We start from the raw sequence: 21177 nt of genomic DNA, 5'->3' as shown, positions 1-21177 counted from the left end.
TGATACCTGTGAAGACATTCGACGCCCTGTTCGCAGAACTCAGCCAGAAGGCTGCCGAACGCCCCGAGGGCAGCGGCACGGTTCGCGAACTGGACGCTGGCGTCCACGCCATCGGCAAGAAGATCGTCGAAGAAGCCGCCGAAGTCTGGATGGCGGCCGAGTACCAGAGCGACACCGAGACCGCCGAAGAGATCTCCCAGCTGATCTACCACCTGCAGGTGCTCATGCTCGCGAAGGGCCTCTCGCCGGAGGACGTCTACCGACATCTGTGAGCGCAGCCACAGAACGCCTCCACGACCAGACCTAACGACAAGAGACTTCCGCATGTTGAGAATCGCAGTGCCCAACAAGGGCTCCCTGGCTGAGACCGCCGCCCAGATGTTGTCCGAGGCGGGGTACGCCGGCCGCCGCGACCCCAAAGAGCTCCACCTTCGCGACGCCCCGAACGACGTCGAATTCTTCTTCCTCCGCCCGCGCGACATCGCCACCTATGTCGGGTCGGGGGCACTGGACGTCGGCGTCACCGGACGCGACCTCCTCCTCGACTCCGGCTCGAAGGCATCCGAGATCGAAAGCCTCGGTTTCGGTGACTCGACCTTCCGCTTCGCCGGACCCACCGGCCGGTTCACCGACCTCGCCGACCTCGCCGGTCACCGTGTGGCCACGAGCTATCCCGGCCTCGTCGGACGGTTCCTGGCCGGCCACGACATCGACGTCGATTTGGTTCCCCTCGACGGCGCCGTGGAATCCGCCGTTCAGCTCGGAGTGGCGGATGCCGTCGCGGACGTCGTCTCGACCGGCACGACACTGCGCAAGGCCGGCCTCGACATCTTCGGCCCGGTGATCCTCGAATCGACGGCTGTGCTGATCGGTGCGCCCCACGAGGCGAACGGCCTCGACACGCTCCGGCGCCGGCTGCAGGGCGTGCTCGTCGCTCGCCGTTACGTCCTCATGGACTACGACCTGCCCGCCGGCCTCCTCGACCAGGCTACCGACATCGCCGGCGGCATCGAGTCGCCGACCGTGTCGCCGCTTCGGGACAAGGACTGGGTCGCCGTCCGGGTGATGGTGCCGCGCGAGCGCACCAACCAGATCATGGACTCGCTGTACGAACTCGGCGCCCGGGCGATCCTCGTCAGCGCCATCCACGCGGCCAGACTCTAGGGAGCGAAACGATGACCGTTGCGTGCCGTGTGATTCCCTGTCTCGACGTCGCCGACGGCCGGGTCGTGAAGGGGATCAACTTCCAGAACCTGCGTGACGCCGGGGATCCCGTCGAACTGGCTCGCCGCTACTACGAGCAGGGTGCAGACGAACTCACCTTCCTCGACGTCACCGCTACCGTCGACAACCGCGCCACCACCTACGACGTCGTGACCCGCACCGCGGAGCAGGTCTTCATTCCGCTCACCGTCGGCGGGGGAGTGCGCTCGGTCGACGACGTTGCGCGGCTTCTTGGCAGCGGCGCCGACAAGGTCGGCGTCAACAGCGCCGCCATCGCCCGGCCTCCCCTCCTCGGTGAGATCGCCGACCGCTTCGGCGCGCAGGTGCTCGTGCTCTCGCTCGACGTCAAGCGCGGCGGGTCCACCCACTCCGGTTTCGTCGTCACCACCCACGGCGGCCGCACCGAGACGTCGATGGATGCCCTCGACTGGGCTCGTGAGGCGATCGAACGCGGTGCGGGCGAACTCCTCGTGAACTCCATCGACGCCGACGGCACCAAGCAGGGTTTCGACACCGAACTGATTTCACTCATGCGTGAGGTCAGCAGTGTGCCCGTCATCGCATCCGGCGGCGCAGGCAAGGCCGCGGACTTCGCGCCGGCCATCGCCGCGGGTGCGGATGCCGTGCTCGCCGCGAGCGTGTTCCACTCCGGCCTGCTGACCATCGCAGACGTCAAGAAAGAACTGACCCACGAAGGGATATTGGTGCGCTGATGAGTGTTGCCTCGACGATCCAGCAGATCCAGTTCGATGCTGACGGCCTCATCCCGGCCATCGTGCAGCAGTGGGACACCGGGGAGGTGCTCATGCTCGGCTACATGAACGACGAGGCCGTGCGGCGCACCCTCACCGAGGGCAGGGTCACCTTCTGGTCCCGGTCGCGGCAGGAATACTGGCGCAAAGGCGACACGTCCGGCAACGCCCAGTACGTCAAGGGCGCCGCGCTCGACTGCGACGCCGACACTCTCCTCCTCCAGGTCGAACAGGTCGGCGTGGCCTGCCACACCGGCACGCGCACCTGTTTCGACGCCCACGAACTCAGCCCCGCCATCGGCGACGAACCCGAGGACAACGCCGATGACGACGAGTAAAGGTACCGGAACGACGAGCCGGGCGGCGTTCGACGCACTCGCCCGCGACCACCGTGTCATCCCGGTGATCCGGGAACTCTTCGCCGACGGCGAGACCCCGGTCGGGATCTACCGCAAACTCGCGATCGGCCGCCCGGGAAGCTTCCTGCTCGAATCCGCCGAGCAGGGCGGGATCTGGTCGCGCTACTCCTTCGTCGGCGTTTCGGCCTTCGGCGTGCTGACCCAGCAGAACGAGTCCGTGCAGTGGATCGACTACGGCATCAGCCGGGAACGGGCGCTCGGCGACGTCGCCGGGCTGCGACCGCTCCAGGCCATCTCCGAACTGCACAGGCGCTGGGAGACCCCGCACGTCGAGGGCCACCCGCCGCTCACCGGCGGCCTGGTCGGATTCATCGGCTGGGAGGCGATCCGGCAGATCGAGAAGCTGCCGAACCGCCCGCCCAGGGAGTTCGACGTGCCCGGCCAGGCCCTGTGCTTCGTCGCCGACCTCGTCGTGCTCGACCACCGCAGCGGCACCGTCCAGCTGATCGCGAATGTTCTCAACGACGGGCTCGACGACGAGGCGACCCTGTGGCGCTCCGCGCAGGACCGGCTCGACGCCATGCAGTCCCGGCTGGCGCAGCCGAACGACGCGTGGCTGGCCGAGGTCGACCTCACCACAACACCGAACCCGCGGTTCCGCACGAAGAAGTCCGACTTCCTCGACGCCGTCGTCACTGCCAAGGAACGCATCCGTGACGGCGACATCTTCCAGGTGGTCGTCTCGCAGCGTTTCGACGAGGACTGCACCGCGGAACCGATCGACGTGTACCGGATCCTCCGGAGCCTCAACCCGAGCCCGTACATGTACCTCCTCAACCTGCACACCGTCGAGGGCACGCCGTACACGATCGTCGGCTCCAGCCCCGAAGCGCTCGTCAAGGTGCAGGGCAGGCGGGTCTTCACCCATCCGATCGCCGGCTCCAAGCCGCGGGGGGAAACCCCGGAGCACGACGTCGAACTCGCCGCAGAGCTCTCCGGCGACGCCAAGGAACGGGCGGAGCACCTGATGCTCGTCGATCTGGCGCGCAACGACCTCCTCAAGGTCTGCACTCCCGGCACCGTCGAGGTGACCGAGTTCATGCGGATCGAACGGTTCAGCCACATCATGCACCTCGTGTCGATCGTCGAGGGCGACCTGGTCGACAACGCCAGCCCGATCGACGTGTTCACCGCCACGTTCCCGGCCGGGACGCTCTCCGGAGCACCGAAGCCCCGGGCGCTCGAGATCATCGACGAACTCGAACCCGCCCAGCGCGGTGTGTACGGGGGAGTGGTCGGCTACTTCGCGTTCTCCGGCGACACCGACCTGGCGATCGCCATCCGCACGGCCACGATCGTCAACGGGGTGGCCCATGTTCAGGCCGGCGCCGGACTCGTCTCCGACTCCGACCCGGAGACCGAGTACCTCGAGTCTCAGAACAAGGCTGCGGCGCCGCTCCGCGCGGTCGCCGTGGCCAACGCGATGAAACGGATCCGATGACACCGGAGCCGCGACCGAGCAAGCGCGCGAAGTACGGGCTGATCCTGGCGTCGCTGCTCCTCAGCGGGTTCGCCCTGATCGCCTGGACGCAGACCTGGCTGACCGTCGAACTCGAGGCGGGCGCGCCGACGACCACCGTCGCCGTGGACGGAGCGATCGCAGCCCCGGCACTGGCCGCACTGGCCCTCGCCGGGCTGGCCCTCTCGGCCGCCCTCGCGATCGCCGGCCTCCTGTTCCGCATCCTCCTCGGCGTCCTCGACATTCTGCTCGGCGGCTGTATCGCCCTGTCCGCCGTGCTGGTGCTTCGTGCTCCGGTCGCCGCCAGTGAGGCGGCCGTCACCGACGTCACGGGGATCGCCGGCGCGGACTCGATCGCCGGCCTGGTGTCCGCCACCTCCCTCACCCTCTGGCCGGCAATCGCGCTTGCCACCGGCATCCTGCTCGCCATCGTCGGTGTGGGCGTCGTGCTCACGGCGAAACGCTGGCCGTCGTCGCCACGCAAGTATTCGGCGGTGCGGCTGGAACCGGTCGACAGCGATGCGATGCCCGACTCTGTCGACAGCTGGGACGACCTCACCCGGGGCGACGACCCGACTCGCTGAGCGCCTCCCTCGGCCAGCACGGCATAAGGAAAAAGGGCCAGGACAAGGATGCTCCGACACGATCCGTCCTTGCCTGGCGCCGATCTCCTTCCCCATGCTGATGCTCTCGCACGCTTCTCAGGAGATCGAACGCTTTGCACGACGAAGCGGCGGAAGCATCCTGATAACCGTGCAATCTCCTGCCAACCGTGCATCCAGGCATCCGTCTACCGCGTTCGGCCAGCACGGCGCAAGGAAAAAGGGCCGGGACAAGGATGCTCCGACACGATCCGTCCTTGTCTGGCGCCGACCGCCTTCCCCCGTGCTGATGCTCTTGGTGCACGATGCCGCCGCCCGCCGTCCCGCCCGTCCGCCGCGCTCGTTCAGCACGGCATAAGAAAAAGGGGCCGGGATAAGGATGCTCCTGCACGACCCGTCCTTGCCTGGCGCCGACCTCCTTATCCCGTGCCGATGCTCGCCAGAGCGCCACGCAGGCAACCAGCTGAGGCGCACGATGCCGCCGCCCGCCGTCCTCGCTCACCGTCCGCCGTCCGCCGTTCGCCATCCACGGCCCATCGCCGGTGCCCCGGGAGGAACCCATCCGCAACACCCGATAGACTTGTCCGGCACTGATTACCTGAAGGAGACCCATGAGCGCAGAGTCGACAGACCAAGGACACGGCCACTCACCGGCTGCCTGGACGGCGGTAGTGGTGATGCTGCTCGCGTTCCTCATCGGCACCGTCGCTTTCTGGCTGGACTGGGCCTGGCTGGTGTGGGCATCCGCAGGCCTCCTCGTCGTCGGAGCTCTTCTCGGCTGGATCCTCGCCAAAGCCGGATACGGCGTGAACGGCGACAAATACGTTCCGAAGGGTCACTGACCCCGTGCTGGCCGACCTCACGGCTGGCGCACTCCACGATGCACGCGAGCGTGAATTGTTGCGCCCGCTTTCCCGTGTTGAAGCCGCTGCGGCGGATGCTGCGCCACCCCTCGATGCCCTCTCCGCGCTGTCCCCGGCGTCAACCGTCAAGATCATCGCCGAGGTCAAGCGGGCAAGTCCCTCGCGCGGCGACCTCGCTGACATCCCTGACCCGGCGCAGCTTGCCGTCTCCTACGAGCGCGGCGGCGCCAGCGCCATCAGCGTGCTCACCGAAGGACGCAAGTTCAAGGGATCCCTCGACGATCTCGTGGACGTGCGCAACTCCGTCGGGATCCCGGTGCTCCGCAAGGACTTCATCTCGATCCCGTACCAGGTGTTCGAGGCGCGGGCAGCGGGGGCAGACCTCGCCCTGCTCATTGTCGCGGCCCTCGACCAGCGCACGCTCACCGAGTTGTACGCCCTCGTCACCGAGCTCGGCATGACGGCGCTCGTCGAAACGCACAGTGCCGACGAACTCGAACGAGCCCTCGACCTCGGCGCCGGACTGATCGGCGTCAACGCCCGCGACCTCTCGACGTTCGAACTCGACCGCGACCTGTTCGGCCGCCTGGCCCCGCAGATCCCGTCCGGAGTCATCCGGGTCGCCGAGTCGGCCGTCAAGACACCATCAGACGTCGCGCACTACCGCGAAGCGGGAGCGGACGTCGTCCTCATCGGGGAAGCACTCGTGACGAACGACCCCATCCTCACCCTCGGCGAATTCCTGGCGGTATAACTCATGGCACTTCTACGCGACGAAACAGGCCCGTACTTCGGCGATTTCGGAGGGCGCTTCGTGCCCGAATCCCTGATCGCCGCCCTCGACGAACTGTCCGAGGCCTGGGAGCTGGCCAAGCTCGATCCCGGCTACGCGGCTGAACTGATGGAGCTGCACAAGACCTACACCGGTCGTCCCTCCATCATCACCGAGGTGCCGCGATTTGCGGTGCACGGCGGGGGAGCCCGGATGATCCTCAAGCGCGAGGACCTCAACCACACCGGCTCGCACAAGATCAACAACGTGCTCGGGCAGGCGCTGCTCACCAAGCGCATCGGCAAGACCCGGGTCATCGCCGAGACCGGCGCCGGCCAGCACGGCGTCGCCACGGCGACCGCTGCTGCTCTCTTCGGGCTGGACTGCGTCATCTACATGGGCGAGGTCGACACCGAACGGCAGGCCCTCAACGTCGCCAGGATGCGCCTCCTCGGCGCCGAGGTCGTCGCCGTGAAGACCGGCTCGCGCACCCTCAAGGATGCCATCAACGACGCCATGCGCGACTGGGTGACCAACGTCGAGACGACGAACTACATCTTCGGAACCGTCGCCGGCCCGCACCCGTTCCCGGCCATGGTCCGCGACCTGCAGAAGATCATCGGCGAGGAGGCCCGCCAGCAGGTCCTCGACCTCACCGGCAAACTCCCGGATGCCGTCGCCGCGTGCGTCGGCGGGGGATCGAACGCGATGGGCATCTTCCACGCCTTCCTCGACGACGCCGACGTGGCCCTCTACGGCTTCGAAGCCGCCGGTGAAGGAGCAGAGACACTGCGCCACGCCGCGACCATCACGAAGGGCCGCCCCGGCGTGCTCCACGGCGCGCGCAGTTACCTGCTCCAGGACGAAGACGGCCAGACCATCGAGTCGCACTCCATCTCCGCCGGCCTCGACTACCCCGGCGTCGGACCCGAGCACTCGTGGCTCGCCAGCATCGGCCGCGCCAACTACCGCCCGGTCACGGATGCCGCGGCGATGAGCGCGCTCCGCCTGCTCAGCCGCACCGAGGGAATCATCCCGGCCATCGAGAGCGCCCACGCCCTCGCCGGCGCGCTCGAACTCGGCAAGGAACTCGGCCCGGACGCCATCATCCTCATCAACCTGTCCGGTCGCGGCGACAAGGACATGGAAACCGCCGGTCGGTACTTCGACCTGATCGACGCAGGAGCAGAACAATCGTGACCAGTGTGGCATCCGCCCTCGCCGCCAAGCGGAAGGCCGGAAGCGGCGCGCTGATCGGTTACCTCCCCGTCGGTTTCCCGACCTTCGACGAGAGCGTGGACGCCGCGGTGGCGATCGCCGAGAACGGCGTCGACGTCATCGAACTCGGCCTCCCGTATTCCGACCCGGTCATGGACGGCCCGGTCATCCAGAAGGCCACGCAGCACGCCCTCGCCAACGGGTTCAAGCTCCGCCACGGCTTCGAGGCCGTTCGACAGATCACCGAACGCGTCGACGTTCCCGTACTCGTCATGACCTACTGGAACCCCGTGGTGCAGTACGGAGTCGAACGGTTCGCCGACGACCTCGCCGCCGCCGGTGGCGCCGGCCTGATCACCCCCGACCTCATCCCTGACGAGGGTGCCGACTGGCTCGCCGCATCGGAACGAACCGGCCTCGACCGGGTGTTCCTCGCCGCGCCGTCGTCGAGCGACGCCCGACTCCGCCAGGCCGTCGACGCGAGCAGGGGCTTCGTCTACGCCGTCTCCACCATGGGCATCACCGGTGCCCGCAGCGACGTGGACTCGGCCGCGAAAATCCTCGTCTCCCGCCTCCGCGAAGCGGGCTGCGAGAACGCCTGTGTCGGACTGGGCATCTCGACCGCCGAGCAGGTCCGGGAGATCCTCGCTTACGCCGACGGCGCGATCGTCGGCTCGGCTCTCGTCAAGGCCCTCGCCGAAGGCGGCGTCGAGCGCGTCGCGGCGGTCGCCGCCGAATTGGCACAGGGAACCAGCAGCGCGAACTAGAGTTAACCGCGCACGAACGACAGCAACCCCAGAAAGGCATGGAACCACGTGTCCATCCACCTGAGCATCCCGAGCCCGGACATCAGTTCGATCCAGCTCGGTAACTTCACGATTCACTTTTATGCCATCTGCATCCTCGTCGGCATCGTTGCTGCCGCGTTCCTGACCAACGCCCGGCTGACGAAGCGCGGCGCCGAACCCGGTATCGTGCTCGACATCATCCTCTGGGCGGTACCGCTCGGCATCATCGGTGCTCGGATCTTCCACGTTCTCACCCACCCGGACGACTACTTCTACCCCGGCGCCGACCTGATGCGGGTCTTCTACATCTGGGAGGGCGGCATCGCCATCTTCGGTGCACTCCTCGGTGGCGCCATCGGAGCGTGGATCGGCTGCCGGCTGACCGGCATCCGGTTCTGGACCTTCGCCGATGCGGTCGCCCCCGGGCTGCTGCTGGCCCAGGCTTTCGGACGCTTCGGCAACTGGTTCAACCAGGAGTTGTTCGGAACGCCGACCACCCTGCCATGGGGGCTCGAGATCGACGAGTCGAATGCTGCCTGGCCCCTCGGCCTGCCGGCAGGCACCCTGTTCCACCCGACGTTCCTCTACGAAGTGATCTGGAACCTCGCCGGCGTCGCCGTGCTGCTCCTTCTCGAGCGGATGCTCAAGCTGCAGTGGGGCAAGGTGCTCGGCCTTTACCTGATCTGGTACGGCGCCGGCCGCATCGTCTGGGAATCGATCAGGATCGACCCGAGCGAGGTGTTCCTCGGCCTGCGGGTCAACGTCTGGGCTGCCCTGCTCGCCGTGATCGTCGGCATCGTTCTCCTCGTCGTCCAGCGTCGGCGGCACCCGGGGGTCGAGCCGGGACCGTACGTGGCCGGCCGGGGCTGGGAAGGTGCGCCCGCTGGGGTAGAATCTTCACGCACCGATTCGGATTACGTGGATCTCGGCGAGCCCGAGCAAACCGTTCCCGCATCGGTTGAGGCCGCCACCACAAGTGAGATCGGCTCAAAATCCTAGGTCTGCCCGCACCAACGGCTGTCAACCGATAAGACAATCGCCCGGCGTGTGAGATCATTCAGACCTCCCGCTGGGCGACGAACCCTCAATTTTTTTCCTGGGCCATCGTCGTCCCACCGCCGATATTTCCCTGTGAGGACGGTTATTCGATGGAGCCTCGACCCACTTTTTCCCAGTTCAGCCTCGTTCCCCCTGCCCAGGGTCTTTACGACCCTGCGAGCGAGAAGGACGCATGCGGCCTGGCGATGGTTGCCACCCTCCGTGGCACCGCGGGCCACGACATCATCGTTTCCGCGCTCGACGCGCTGCGAAACCTGGAACACCGCGGGGCCATCGGCTCCGACGCCGGAACCGGTGACGGTGCCGGCATCCTGACCCAGGTGCCCGACGAGTTCCTGCGCGCCGTCGCCGGCTTCGACCTGCCCGCTGCCGGGCAGTACGCCGTCGGCATCGCGTTCCTGCCCCTCGACGACGACGAGCGGGCTGACCTGAAGGCCGGCATCGAACGCCTCGCCGGGACCGAGGACCTCACCGTCCTCGGCTGGCGCACCGTCCCCACCGACGACGACAACCTCGGCCGGCTCGCCCACGACGCGATGCCCGCGTTCGAGCAGCTGTTCGTGTCGAGCACGATCACGACGGATGCCGGTGAGCCGATCTCCGGCATCGCCCTCGACCGCCAGGCCTTCCGTCTCCGCAAACGCGTCGAACGGGAACTGAACGGCTACTTCATCTCCCTGTCGTGCCGCACCCTCGTCTACAAGGGCATGGTGACGACGCTCCAGCTCGAGCCGTTCTACCCTGACCTCAGCGACGAACGGTTCACGTCGAAGCTCGCCATCGTTCACTCCCGCTACTCGACGAACACCTTCCCGTCCTGGCCGCTCGCGCAGCCGCTCCGGATGATGGCCCACAACGGTGAGATCAACACCGTCGAAGGCAACCGGAACTGGATGCGTGCCCGCCAGTCGCAGCTGGAATCGGAGCTCCTCGGAGACATCCGCCCCCTGCTCCCGATCATCACCCCCGGGGCGAGCGACTCGGCGTCCTTCGACGAGGTGCTCGAGCTGCTCACCCTCACCGGCCGCACCCTGCCCCACGCGATGATGATGATGGTGCCGGAGGCGTGGGAGAAGCAGACCGGTCTCGCCCAGGATCTCCGGGATTTCTACGAGTTCAACTCGATGCAGATGGAACCGTGGGACGGGCCTGCAGCGCTGACCTTCACCGATGGCACCCTCGTCGGCGCCACCCTCGACCGCAACGGTCTTCGGCCCGGCCGGTGGCTCGAAACCACCGATGGGCTGGTCGTCCTCGGAAGCGAGATCGGCGTGCTCGACATCGCTCCGGAGCGGGTGAAGCGCAAGGGCCGCCTGCGCCCGGGCAAGATGTTCCTCGTCGACACCGAAGCCCAGCGGCTGATCGAGGACGACGAGATCAAAGCCGAACTGGCCGCGTCGAAGCCGTGGGGCGAATGGCTCGACGCGGGGCGGATCAACCTCAACGACCTGCCTGAACGCGAGCACATCGTGCACACCCCTGCCTCGGTCACCCGGCGTCAGCGCACCTTCGGGTACACGGAGGAGGAAGTGCGCATCCTGCTGCGCCCGATGGGTCAGACCGGTGCCGAGCCCCTGGGCGCCATGGGATCAGACACCCCGATCGCGGCGCTCTCCAAGCGCCCCCGGCTGCTCTTCGACTACTTCACCCAGCAGTTCGCCCAGGTCACGAACCCGCCCCTGGACTCGATCCGTGAAGAGGTCGTCACCTCGCTGAAGCTGGGCCTCGGCCCGGAGCGGAACCTGCTCAGCTCCGGCCCCGAACACGCCCACCAGGTCGTGCTCGACTTCCCGGTCATCGACAACGACGAACTGGCGAAGATCCAGCACATCGACCCGGTACACGGCTCCAGGACGACAACGACGATCCGCGGGCTCTACCGGTTCGACGAGGGTCCGGATGCCCTCCGTAACCGCCTGACCGCGATTTGCGCTGAGGCGGACGAGGCCATTGAGGCCGGCGCCCACTTCCTCGTGCTGAGCGACCGCGACTCGAACAAGGACCTCGCCCCGATCCCGTCGCTGCTGCTGCTCGCCACCGTGCACCACCACCTGCTCCGTGCCGAGAACCGACTCAAAGTCGGCATCGTCGTCGAAGCCGGCGACGTGCGCGAAGTGCACCACGTCGCCACCCTGATCGGGTACGGCGCCTCAGCGATCAACCCGTATCTCGCGATGGAAACCTGCGAGGACCTCGTCCGCAGCGGAGTCATCGAGGGTGTCACCGCTGAGAAGGCCGTCCGCAATGTGATCTACGCGCTCGGCAAGGGTGTGCTCAAGATCATGTCGAAGATGGGCATCTCCACGGTCTCGTCCTACGCCGGAGCCCAGTGCTTCGAAGCCGTCGGGCTGAGCCAGGAATTCGTCGACGAGTACTTCACCGGCACCGAGTCGAAACTCGGTGGTGTCGGCATCGACGTGATTCAGACCGAGAACATCAAACGGCACCAGTCGGCGTACCCGCTCAACACCGCGGAGATCTCGCACGAACGGCTTGAGACGGGAGGTGAGTACTCGTGGCGCCGCGACGGGTCCCCGCACCTGTTCAACCCCGACACGGTGTTCCGGCTGCAGCACTCCACCCGCACCCGCCGTTACGACATCTTCCGCGACTACACTCGCCTCGTCGACGACCAGTCCGAGAACTTGATGACCCTCCGGGGGCTGTTCAAGCTGAAGACCGCCAACCGCGAACCCGTCCCGCTCGACGAGGTCGAATCGGTCGAGTCGATCGTGAAGCGTTTCTCCACCGGAGCGATGAGCTACGGCTCGATCTCGAAGGAAGCACACGAGACGCTCGCCATCGCGATGAACAGCATCGGCGCCAAGTCGAACACCGGCGAAGGCGGCGAAGACACCGACCGTCTGCTCGACCCGGAGCGTCGCAGTTCGATCAAGCAGGTGGCATCCGGACGTTTCGGCGTCACGAGCATGTACCTCACCCACGCCGACGACATCCAAATCAAGCTCGCCCAGGGCGCGAAGCCCGGCGAGGGCGGTCAGCTGCCCCCGACGAAGGTGTACCCGTGGGTGGCACGAACCCGCCACGCGACCGCGGGTGTCGGCCTCATCTCGCCGCCGCCGCACCACGACATCTACTCGATCGAAGACCTCAAGCAGCTGATCTTCGACCTCAAGCGGGCGAACCCGTCCGCGCGGATCCACACGAAGCTCGTCAGCCAGTCGGGCATCGGTGCGGTCGCCGCTGGTGTCGCCAAGGCGCTCTCCGACGTCATCCTCGTCTCCGGCCACGACGGCGGAACCGGTGCCAGCCCGCTGAACTCGCTCAAGCACGCGGGAACACCGTGGGAGCTCGGCCTCGCCGAAACCCAGCAGACCCTCATGCTCAACGGCATGCGCGACCGGGTCGTCGTCCAGGTCGACGGCCAGCTGAAGACCGGCCGTGACGTCATCATCGGCGCGCTGCTCGGCGCCGAGGAGTTCGGTTTCGCGACGGCGCCGCTCATCGTCTCCGGCTGCGTCATGATGCGGGTGTGCCACCTCGACACCTGCCCGGTCGGTGTGGCCACGCAGAACCCGGTGCTGCGGGAACGTTTCGCCGGCAAGCCCGAGTTCGTCGTGAACTTCTTCGAATTCATCGCGCAGGAGGTGCGGGAGTACCTGGCCGAGCTGGGGTTCCGCACGCTCGAGGAGGCCATCGGCCACAACGAGCTGATCGACACGAACACGGCGATCGAGCACTGGAAGGCGTCGGGGCTCAACCTCGAACCGATCCTCGTCGGTCCGGTATTCCGTCCGGGCGAGCCGAAGACCCACGCCCGCGACCAGCAACACGACCTCGACAAGCACTTCGACGTCGAGCTGATCAAACGAAGCCACAATGTGCTCGATCACGGGGGCTCGGTGCGTATCGACCTCCCGATCCGAAACACGGAACGGGCCGTCGGCACGATGCTCGGACACGAGGTCACCCGCCGTCACGGCGAGAACGGACTCCCGAGCGGCTCGATCGACGTGCGCCTGACCGGTTCGGCCGGGCAGTCCCTCGGCGCTTTCCTCCCGAGCGGGATCACGCTCCGGCTCGAGGGGGACTCCAACGACTACGTCGGCAAGGGCCTCTCCGGCGGCGAGATCATCGTGTTTTCGCCGAAGTCGAGCACCTTTGAAGCGTCCGAGAACGTCATCGCCGGCAACGTCATCGGTTACGGTGCGACGCAGGGCAGCATGTTCATTTCCGGTGTCGTCGGTGAGCGGTTCCTCGTCCGCAACTCCGGCGCGACCGCGGTCGTCGAAGGTGTTGGGGACCACGCCCTCGAGTACATGACCGGGGGACTGGCGCTGATCCTCGGCGCCACTGGCCGGAACCTCGGTGCGGGGATGTCCGGCGGAACCGCCTACATCTTCGACCTCAAGCCTGACCAGGTCAACCGTGAAGCCCTCGCTGCCGGTGAGCTGGAACTGACAGCGCTCGGCAGTGCCGACGTCGAGATCGTCCGCGACCTCCTCGAACGGCACCGGGCCGAAACCGGGTCGACGCTCGCAACCCGCCTGCTCGGCGCGTTCGACGAGAACATCAAGAAGTTTGTCAAAGTCCTGCCCCGCGACTACGCAGCCGTGCTGCGTACCCGCCAGGACGCCGTCACCGAGGGTCTCGACCCCGACGGTGACGTTGTCTGGGGCCGAATCCTGGAGGTAACCGGTGGCTGATCCCAAGGGATTCCTGAAAGTCACGGAACGGGAGCTGCCGAAACGGCGTCCCGTCCCGATCCGACTCATGGACTGGAAGGAAGTGTACGAACAGGGCGACCCCACGCAGTTGCGGCGTCAGGCCGGGCGCTGCATGGACTGCGGCGTGCCGTTCTGTCACCAGGGCTGCCCGCTCGGAAATCTCATCCCCGAGTGGAACGACCTGACCTGGCGCGGTGAAGGCAGGCAGGCCATCGAACGGCTGCACGCCACCAACAACTTCCCGGAGTTCACCGGTCGGCTGTGTCCCGCGCCGTGTGAGAGTTCCTGCGTGCTCGGGATCAACCAGCCCGCCGTGACCATCAAGCAGGTCGAGGTCTCGATCATCGACCAGGCCTTCGCCAACGGCTGGGTCGACTCGCACCCGCCGGAGAGCCTGACCGGCAAGACCGTCGCCGTCGTGGGCTCCGGCCCTGCCGGGCTGGCGGCCGCCCAGCAACTCACCCGCGCCGGCCACACGGTCGCGGTGTACGAGCGTGACGACCGCATCGGCGGACTCCTGCGTTACGGCATCCCCGACTTCAAAATGGAGAAGAAGCACATCGACGCCCGTCTCAAGCAGATGGCCGACGAGGGAACGCGCTTCCGTGCCGGGGTGAACATCGGCGTCGACATCAGCTGGAACGACCTGCGAGCCCGCTACGACGCCGTCGTCATCGCGACCGGTGCCATGGTTCCGCGTGACCTGCCGATCCCTGGGCGCGACCTCTCCGGGATCCACTTCGCGATGGACTACCTCGTACCCCAGAACAAGGTGGGCGCCGGCGACGACGTCGCCGGTCAGATCATGGCGGAGGACAAGCACGTCGTCGTCCTCGGCGGTGGTGACACCGGTGCGGACTGCATCGGAACGGCGCACCGCCAGGGCGCGGCATCCGTCACCAACCTCGCCATCGGCAAGCAGCCGTCACCGGTCAGGACCGAGACGCAGCCGTGGCCGATGATGCCGACCCTGTTCGAGGTCCAGAGCGCCCATGAAGAAGGCGGAGAGCGCGAATACCTCGTCTCGACGGTGGAGTTCCTCGCCAACGAATCCGGCGACGTCCGCGCAATCCGCGTCGCCGAAACCGAGTTCATCGACGGCCGCCGGGTACCGAAGAGCGGCACGGAACGGGAGATCCCCGCTGACCTCGTCCTGCTCGCGCTCGGCTTCACCGGCCCGGAGTCGGATTCCCTCGCCCCGCAGCTCGGGGTGCCGTTCGATGAGCGCGGAAACGTGGAACGCGACAACGACTACCAGACCAGCGAACCGGGCGTTTTCGTCGCCGGTGACGCTGGGCGAGGCCAGTCCCTCATCGTCTGGGCCATCGCGGAGGGACGCGCGGCAGCAGCAGCCGTCGACCGTTACCTCGAAGGCGAGACGAGCCTCCCGGCCCCCGTCCGCCCGACCGATCGCGCCATCTCGCTCTAGACTCAGAGGCGAGGCTTCGGCCCGCCCTCTTCTTCTCCCCTGAATCCCGCCAGCGCATTCCCGCGCAGAAATATGGAGCAACATCTATGAGACGAGCTAAAATCGTCGCGACCCTCGGCCCGGCAACAGCCAGCTACGAGGACATCCGCGCGATCATCGACGCCGGCGTGAACGTGGCGAGGATGAACCTCAGCCACGGAACCTACGACGTCCACGAAGGTGTCTACGCCAATGTGCGCAAGGCAGCGGCGGACGCCGGAAAGCCCGTCGCCGTGCTCGTCGACCTTCAGGGACCGAAAATCCGCCTCGGCAAGTTCGAGGGCGGTCCGTACGACCTCGCCGAAGGCGACATCTTCAAGATCACCACCGAAGACGTGCTCGGCACCCGGGAACTGTCCGGGACCACCTTCAAGGGACTGCCGCACGACGTCAAGCCCGGCGACTTCCTTCTCATCGACGACGGCAAGGTCAAGGTCAAGGTCCTCGAGACCGACGGCGTCGTCGTCACCACCGAGGTCATCGTCGCAGGAGCCGTCTCGAACAACAAGGGCATCAACCTGCCCGGCGTTGCCGTCAACGTGCCCGCTCTGAGCGACAAGGACGAAGCAGACCTCCGCTGGGGCCTCAAGCTCGGCGCCGACTTCATCGCCCTGTCGTTCGTCCGCAACGCCGAAGACATCCAGCGAGTCCACGAAATCATGGACGAAGAAGGCAAGCGCCTCCCCGTCATCGCCAAGATCGAGAAGCCGCAGGCGGTGGACAACCTCGAGGAGATCATCGACGCCTTCGACGGCATCATGGTCGCCCGCGGCGACCTCGGCGTCGAGCTCCCGCTCGAGGCCGTGCCGATCGTGCAGAAGCGCGCCGTCGAACTGTGCCGCCGCATGGCCAAGCCGGTCATCGTCGCGACCCAGATGCTCGAGTCCATGATCTCCAGCCCGATCCCCACGCGTGCGGAGACGTCCGACGTCGCCAACGCCGTCCTGGACGGTGCGGATGCCGTCATGCTCAGCGGCGAGACCAGCGTCGGTGAATACCCGGTGATCACGGTGCAGACCATGGCCCGCATCATCGAGTCGACCGAGGATCACGGCCTCGAGCGCATTCCGCCCCTCGGCACCAAGCCGCGCACGCAGGGCGGCGCCATCACCCTGGCCGCCAGCGAGGTCGCCGAATTCGTCGGGGCGCGATTCCTCTGCGTCTTCACCGAATCAGGCGACTCCGTCCGCCGGATGGTGCGCCTCCGTCACTCGATCCCCGTCCTCGGGTTCACCCCCGACGAAAGCATCCGCCGTCGCATGCAACTCAACTGGGGCGTGGAGACGTTCCTGGTCGACCGGGTCACCCACACCGACGCCATGTTCGGCCAGGTTGACGACGTGCTGCTGGGACTCGAGAAGGCGGAACTCGGTGAGAAGGTCGTCGTGATCTCCGGCTCCCCTCCCGGAATCTCCGGCTCGACGAACGACCTCCGTGTTCACAAGGTCGGCGACGCCCACCACGAAGTGGTGCCCGCCTACAAGAAGTAGTCGATACGTCAGTTCAGCGCGGGCCCGGGATACCGGACCCGCGCTGAGTCGTTTCCGCTACTGGTCCTCGGGGAGGAGGTCGTCGTCCGTCTCGAAGTCGATGTCGTCGATCGGACGCTCGTCATCGGGCAGGGCGTCGAAGTCGTCGTCCTCATCGGGGAGTACGGCCAGGTCCTCGTCGTCGTTGAACTCCACCGGGTCGTCGTCCGGTATCAGGTTGGTCATGGTGCGATTTCCTTCCCGCGTCCGAGCAGGGGTGGTCAGCACCCCCGTATCTTGCGAAAACACTAAGCTGGCGGCGAGCCGTGCTCAAGCCCTTGACCGGCTTCCGAGCACGGTGTTAACACGGAGCACGGGAGAAGCATCCCGGAAGAACGAGGTAAGGCGGATACATGGCAACGGACAACGGCCCGGAGCCTCGACTCCCCGACGCGGACGACATCGGGGACGGGCGACGTGAGACGGAGTCGGAACGGTTGGACCGCAACTGGGCCGATGTCCTCCAGGAGTTGAGAGTGGTCCAGGCCGGTACCCAGATCCTCACGGCGTTCCTCCTCGCGATCGCTTTCCAGCCCCGTTTCACCGAACTCGACCAGTTCCAGCTCTTCCTGTACCTGACGCTGGTGTCCGTCTCGATCGTCACAACCGTCCTCAGCCTCCTTCCGGTGAGCACCCACCGGATCATGTTCGGTCACCTCCTCAAGAAGGCAACCGTCGCCATCGGCGACCGGATGCTCCGCGCTGTTCTCGTGGGCGTCTCACTGTCGATGATCGGCACCGCGATGCTCATCTTCGACTTCGTGATCAGCCGCCAGGCGGGCATCATCGCCGCCCTCGTTGTCGCCGTCATCGTCGTCGCGTTCGGCTTCACGATTCCGCTCGCCGTGCGGAAAGCTGTGTCACGGCTGGACTCAGACGGGGTTCGCAAGGGCTAGGCACTCTCGCACCGCCTGGTGTTCACTGGTGGCATGAGAGCAATTTGGAAGGGCGCGATCACGTTCGGCCTCGTCAACGTTCCGGTGAAGGTGTACAGCGCCACGGAGGACCACGACCTGCCGTTGCACCAGGTGCATGACAAGGACGGCGGGCGTATCCGTTACCAGCGCCGCTGTGAGATCTGCGGCAAGATCATCAAATACGAGAACATCGACAAGGCCTACGAGGACGGTGACCGAACCGTCATACTCACCGCGGAGGACATGGCGTCGCTGCCGGAAGAGAAGAGCCGCGAGATCGAGGTCGTCGAGTTCGTGCCGAGCGACCAGGTCGATCCCATCATGTACGACCGCAGCTACTTCCTGGAGCCCGACTCGTCGTCGGCGAAGGCATACGTCCTTCTCCGTCGCACCCTCGAAGCGACCGACCGCACCGCGATCGTGCAGTTCGCCCTCCGCCAGAAGACGCGCCTCGGGGCGCTGCGTTCCCGCGACGGCGTCCTCCTCATCCAGACTTTGCTCTGGGAGGACGAGGTGAGGAAAGCGGAGTTCCCGGCCCTCGACGAGACGGTGCGCATATCCGCCAAGGAGTTGGAACTGTCGTCGTCTCTCGTCGACAGTTTCGCCGACGACTTCACCCCGGAGAAGTTTTCCGACAACTACCAGGACCAGCTTCGCAAGCTCATCGAAGCAAAGCTGGAGCAGGGCGACGCCGTCGACACGGATGCCACCTTCGGCGAGACCGGGGAGGACACCGGTGAGAGCGGCGAGGTCATCGACTTGATGGAAGCGCTCCGTCGCAGCGTGGAAAAGTCACGGGACGCGAAAAAAAAGACCACCTCGGCGAAGAAGAAGACCAGCAAGCCGGCGTGACGCGGATCACTCGGCGAGCGGTTTGACCGCAGGCCCCTCCAGAACCTGGCCCTCCGCCGTGTACCGCGATCCGTGGAGCGGACAGTCCCAGGTCTGCTCGGCGTTGTTCCAGGACACGATGCCGCCGAGGTGCGTGCAGACGGCCGACCGGCGACGTGTGATCCCGTTCACGGTGCAGATCGCCACCGGCGACACACCGTCGCGCACGACGATCCCGTCTCCTTCGGCCGGGTCCGTGGGCGGCGCAGGCGACAACTCGGCCGTTGCCCAGCCGTGGGCGAGGTCGCCGGCAACTTTCGCCCCCGCACCGAGAGTGCTCCCGACGGCGGTGAACGCGGGAGGCCGGCCCTCGAGACTCTCCGCCCAGGCCGGCCGGACGCCGGCCAGGCGTGAAGAGATCGCGATCCCCGCGGCAACCCCGTTGGTGAGACCCCATTTGGCATAGCCGGTCGCGACGAGCACGCGGTCGTCGCCGGCGGTGATCGGCCCGAAATGGGGCAACTCGTCCGTCGACCGGTAGTCCTGCGCCGACCAGCGATGTGACGCTTCGGTGCCGGCGAATGTTGTCGCCGTCCACTGGAACAGGTCGTCCACGCGCTCCGCCGTCGGCGCGCCTTTGCCGGCTCGGTGTCCGTTGCCTCCGACGACGAGGTAGCTGCCGTCCGCGCGATGGGCATCCCGGATCGACCGCGTCGGCTCGTCCACCGACAGGTACATTCCCTCGAGCGAGTGGCCGGGCCAGCGGCAGGCCACCGCATAGGAGCGTTGCGGTATCAGCGTGGCGAAGTGAGCGCCGCGCTTCGGAAACGGAGTGCCCGTGGCCACGACCACGCGCTCGGCGGCGACATCGCCCCGGCTGGTCGAGATCACGCACGGGTTGCCGGCTTCGATGGCGGTAGCCCGCACCCCTTCGATCACCAGTCCGCCGTGCCTTCTCACTGTGCGCACCAGCGCATCGAGAACGTCCATCGCGTCGACCTGGAACTGGTCGGGCAGGCTCACAGCCGCCGTGACGGAAAACGGCAGTTCGAGCGAGCGTGTCGCCGACACGGCGAGCCCCAGGTCGGATGCCGCGTCGAGTTCCGCCTCCACGGTGGGCGCGCCGGCATCGGTCGCCGCGTACGTCACCGCCGTCCGGGCGTCGAAGTGCACTCCGTTGTCCGTCGCGAACCTCCGCAGCCAGTCCTGCCCCGCCCGGTTCGCAGCCACGTACGCCTCGGCGTGTTCGTGGGACGCAGCCTCCCGGATCTGCGACAGTCGCGATCCCTGCAGCAGCGTCGCCTTGCCCGTGGTGTTCCCCGTGGTCACGGCACCCACCGACCGGGCCTCCAGCACGACGACGGACTGACCCTGCCCGGCCAGCATCGCTGCCGTGGCGAGTCCGGACAGTCCGGCGCCGAGGACCACGACGTCCACCCGGTCGAGAGCGCGCCACGCATCAGTGACGATCGCAGCCGGACGGTCCAGCCAGAGTGAGCGGTGCAGCGGCGAGGAACTCATGCGATCGATCCTTCGGTCAAGGGCGGGCGGGCGGTGCCGGGCCGCAGCCGGATAACGCTACTGGTGATGCCCGGCGCGGCGCCACCCCTTGAGCCCCGTCGCCGCCGCGACGTAGGGTTGCTCGGACCATCCGCCCGATACCCGCCACGCGGGTCCCAGGAGAGGCTTTGAGTGACCAATTCCGACCCCACGACGAAGTACAGTTCCGAGGACTTCCCGCGCCAGGAGCAGGACCAGCCCGGGCTCACCTCCAGGACCGACCCGCGTCCTGACCACGGTGAGGACAGCTATGTCGGTTCAGGCAAACTCAACGGCCAGGTCGCGCTGATCACCGGCGGCGACTCCGGGATTGGCCGCGCTGTCGCCATCGCCTTCGCCAGGGAAGGGGCCGATGTCGCGATCACCTACCTGCCCGAGGAGCAGGACGATGCCGAGGACACAGCGACCTTGGTCGAGGAAGCCGGCCAGCGTGCCCTCCTGCTTCCCGGCGACGTGCGCGACGAGCAATACAGCACCGACATCGTCGAACTCACGGTGGAGGAGTTCGGGCAGCTGAACATCCTCGTTCTCAACGCGGCATACCAGGAGAACCGCAAGGGCCTGGAGAACATCCCCACCCCTGAATTCGACAGGGTCTTCAAAACCAACCTGTACGGCCCCATGTGGACCGCCCGGGCGGCCATTCCCCATCTCAAACCGGGGTCATCGATCATCACGACGTCGTCGATCCAGGCGTTCCAGCCGTCGCCGGAACTGATCGACTATGCGATGACCAAGGCGGCGCAGGTCGCGTTCACCCGGGCGCTGGCAGACCAGCTGGGGGAACGAGGCATCCGGGTGAATGCCGTGGCGCCCGGGCCGATCTGGACACCGCTGATTCCCGCCACGTCGTGGCCGGACAAGGTGGTGACATTCGGGCAGGACACACCGCTCGGCCGAGCCGGCCAACCGGCAGAACTGGCACCCGCCTACGTCTTTCTCGCCTCCGAGCAGGCGTCGTACGTCTCCGGGGCGGTCCTTCCGGTCACCGGCGGCAAGAACCTGTGACCGGCGTCGCCGAGAAGAGG

The 21177-nt window shown here is 66.8% G+C and carries 19 protein-coding genes; 17 read left to right on the top strand and 2 right to left on the bottom strand.

Annotated features, from left to right (window positions below; genetic code table 11):
• The first annotated feature begins 8 nt into the window (after positions 1-8).
• The 14 genes from ABIE24_RS01255 (at position 9) to pyk (ending at position 16802) form a co-directional block, all read left to right on the top strand.
• The gene (locus tag ABIE24_RS01255) at positions 9-272 is read left to right on the top strand and encodes a phosphoribosyl-ATP diphosphatase (protein WP_354496022.1); all 264 of its coding nucleotides are present in this window, start codon (positions 9-11) and stop codon (positions 270-272) included.
• Between the two features lie 52 nt (positions 273-324).
• A complete protein-coding gene (gene hisG / locus ABIE24_RS01250; protein ID WP_354496020.1) occupies positions 325-1164 on the top strand; it encodes an ATP phosphoribosyltransferase in 840 nt (279 codons plus the stop codon).
• An 11-nt stretch (positions 1165-1175) separates the two neighbouring features.
• Positions 1176-1937, top strand: coding sequence for an imidazole glycerol phosphate synthase subunit HisF (gene hisF / locus ABIE24_RS01245; RefSeq protein ID WP_354496018.1), 762 nt, complete (start codon positions 1176-1178; stop codon positions 1935-1937).
• Complete coding sequence (gene hisI, locus ABIE24_RS01240) at positions 1937-2314, top strand: phosphoribosyl-AMP cyclohydrolase (RefSeq protein WP_354496017.1); 378 nt, start codon at positions 1937-1939, stop codon at positions 2312-2314. The genes hisF and hisI overlap by 1 nt, the downstream gene beginning before the upstream one ends.
• Positions 2301-3836 (top strand): anthranilate synthase component I, encoded by a 1536-nt coding sequence (locus ABIE24_RS01235; protein WP_354496014.1) that lies wholly within the window; start codon positions 2301-2303, stop codon positions 3834-3836. The genes hisI and ABIE24_RS01235 overlap by 14 nt, the downstream gene beginning before the upstream one ends.
• The gene (locus ABIE24_RS01230) at positions 3833-4438 is read left to right on the top strand and encodes a Trp biosynthesis-associated membrane protein (protein WP_354496012.1); all 606 of its coding nucleotides are present in this window, start codon (positions 3833-3835) and stop codon (positions 4436-4438) included. Before ABIE24_RS01235 ends, ABIE24_RS01230 begins: the two co-directional genes overlap by 4 nt.
• Positions 4439-5067: 629 nt before the next feature.
• Entirely contained in the window at positions 5068-5298 is a 231-nt protein-coding gene (locus ABIE24_RS01225; protein ID WP_354496010.1) for a DUF6704 family protein, read from the top strand.
• Positions 5299-5302: 4 nt separating this feature from the next.
• Positions 5303-6073, top strand: a complete 771-nt coding sequence (gene trpC / locus ABIE24_RS01220; RefSeq protein ID WP_354496007.1) for an indole-3-glycerol phosphate synthase TrpC — start codon at positions 5303-5305, stop codon at positions 6071-6073.
• A gap of 3 nt (positions 6074-6076) precedes the next feature.
• Positions 6077-7291 (top strand): tryptophan synthase subunit beta, encoded by a 1215-nt coding sequence (gene trpB, locus ABIE24_RS01215; protein WP_354496006.1) that lies wholly within the window; start codon positions 6077-6079, stop codon positions 7289-7291.
• Positions 7285-8076 (top strand): tryptophan synthase subunit alpha, encoded by a 792-nt coding sequence (gene trpA / locus ABIE24_RS01210; protein WP_354496424.1) that lies wholly within the window; start codon positions 7285-7287, stop codon positions 8074-8076. Before trpB ends, trpA begins: the two co-directional genes overlap by 7 nt.
• A gap of 48 nt (positions 8077-8124) precedes the next feature.
• On the top strand, positions 8125-9096 hold the full coding sequence (lgt, locus tag ABIE24_RS01205; protein ID WP_502916219.1) for a prolipoprotein diacylglyceryl transferase: 972 nt from the start codon (positions 8125-8127) through the stop codon (positions 9094-9096).
• 149 nt (positions 9097-9245) lie between these two features.
• Positions 9246-13823, top strand: coding sequence for a glutamate synthase large subunit (gene gltB / locus ABIE24_RS01200; protein WP_354496004.1), 4578 nt, complete (start codon positions 9246-9248; stop codon positions 13821-13823).
• Positions 13816-15273 carry a glutamate synthase subunit beta gene (locus tag ABIE24_RS01195; RefSeq protein WP_354496002.1) on the top strand — a complete coding sequence of 486 codons (1458 nt, stop codon included), beginning with the start codon at positions 13816-13818 and terminating at the stop codon, positions 15271-15273. Before gltB ends, ABIE24_RS01195 begins: the two co-directional genes overlap by 8 nt.
• A gap of 86 nt (positions 15274-15359) precedes the next feature.
• Positions 15360-16802 (top strand): pyruvate kinase, encoded by a 1443-nt coding sequence (pyk, locus tag ABIE24_RS01190; protein ID WP_354496000.1) that lies wholly within the window; start codon positions 15360-15362, stop codon positions 16800-16802.
• 57 nt (positions 16803-16859) lie between these two features.
• On the opposite strand, the gene ABIE24_RS01185 is transcribed toward pyk, so the two are convergent.
• Positions 16860-17027, bottom strand: a complete 168-nt coding sequence (locus ABIE24_RS01185) for a hypothetical protein (RefSeq protein ID WP_354495997.1) — start codon at positions 17025-17027, stop codon at positions 16860-16862.
• 167 nt (positions 17028-17194) lie between these two features.
• Here ABIE24_RS01185 and ABIE24_RS01180 point away from each other — a divergent pair, with 167 nt between their 5' ends.
• Positions 17195-17737 (top strand): DUF6328 family protein, encoded by a 543-nt coding sequence (locus ABIE24_RS01180; RefSeq protein WP_354495994.1) that lies wholly within the window; start codon positions 17195-17197, stop codon positions 17735-17737.
• A 33-nt stretch (positions 17738-17770) separates the two neighbouring features.
• Complete coding sequence (gene ku, locus ABIE24_RS01175) at positions 17771-18610, top strand: non-homologous end joining protein Ku (RefSeq protein WP_354495993.1); 840 nt, start codon at positions 17771-17773, stop codon at positions 18608-18610.
• A gap of 6 nt (positions 18611-18616) precedes the next feature.
• Here ku and ABIE24_RS01170 read toward each other — a convergent pair whose 3' ends face one another.
• Positions 18617-20110: an FAD-dependent oxidoreductase gene (locus ABIE24_RS01170; RefSeq protein WP_354495992.1), complete on the bottom strand. Its 1494-nt coding sequence runs from the start codon at positions 20108-20110 to the stop codon at positions 18617-18619.
• A gap of 171 nt (positions 20111-20281) precedes the next feature.
• Here ABIE24_RS01170 and ABIE24_RS01165 point away from each other — a divergent pair, with 171 nt between their 5' ends.
• Entirely contained in the window at positions 20282-21157 is an 876-nt protein-coding gene (locus ABIE24_RS01165) for an SDR family oxidoreductase (protein WP_354495990.1), read from the top strand.
• Positions 21158-21177 lie beyond the last annotated feature (20 nt).

It is taken from the genome of Mycetocola sp. 2940 (assembly GCF_040548835.1).
Taxonomy (GTDB): Bacteria; Actinomycetota; Actinomycetes; order Actinomycetales; family Microbacteriaceae; genus Mycetocola_A.
The sequence above is the reverse complement of the archived record's forward strand: the minus strand, read 5'-3'. Positions and strand labels throughout refer to the sequence as shown.

Bases quoted from the DNA above. Each gene is read 5' to 3' on its own strand.
- hisG (WP_354496020.1), top strand. From the start codon at position 325: ATGTTGAGAATCGCAGTGCCCAACAAGGGCTCCCTGGCTGAGACCGCC.
- hisF (WP_354496018.1), top strand. From the start codon at position 1,176: ATGACCGTTGCGTGCCGTGTGATTCCCTGTCTCGACGTCGCCGACGGC.
- hisI (WP_354496017.1), top strand. From the start codon at position 1,937: ATGAGTGTTGCCTCGACGATCCAGCAGATCCAGTTCGATGCTGACGGC.
- ABIE24_RS01235 (WP_354496014.1), top strand. From the start codon at position 2,301: ATGACGACGAGTAAAGGTACCGGAACGACGAGCCGGGCGGCGTTCGAC.
- ABIE24_RS01230 (WP_354496012.1), top strand. From the start codon at position 3,833: ATGACACCGGAGCCGCGACCGAGCAAGCGCGCGAAGTACGGGCTGATC.
- ABIE24_RS01225 (WP_354496010.1), top strand. From the start codon at position 5,068: ATGAGCGCAGAGTCGACAGACCAAGGACACGGCCACTCACCGGCTGCC.
- trpB (WP_354496006.1), top strand. From the start codon at position 6,077: ATGGCACTTCTACGCGACGAAACAGGCCCGTACTTCGGCGATTTCGGA.
- gltB (WP_354496004.1), top strand. From the start codon at position 9,246: ATGGAGCCTCGACCCACTTTTTCCCAGTTCAGCCTCGTTCCCCCTGCC.
- pyk (WP_354496000.1), top strand. From the start codon at position 15,360: ATGAGACGAGCTAAAATCGTCGCGACCCTCGGCCCGGCAACAGCCAGC.
- ABIE24_RS01185 (WP_354495997.1), bottom strand. From the start codon at position 17,027: ATGACCAACCTGATACCGGACGACGACCCGGTGGAGTTCAACGACGAC.
- ABIE24_RS01180 (WP_354495994.1), top strand. From the start codon at position 17,195: ATGGCAACGGACAACGGCCCGGAGCCTCGACTCCCCGACGCGGACGAC.
- ku (WP_354495993.1), top strand. From the start codon at position 17,771: ATGAGAGCAATTTGGAAGGGCGCGATCACGTTCGGCCTCGTCAACGTT.
- ABIE24_RS01170 (WP_354495992.1), bottom strand. From the start codon at position 20,110: ATGAGTTCCTCGCCGCTGCACCGCTCACTCTGGCTGGACCGTCCGGCT.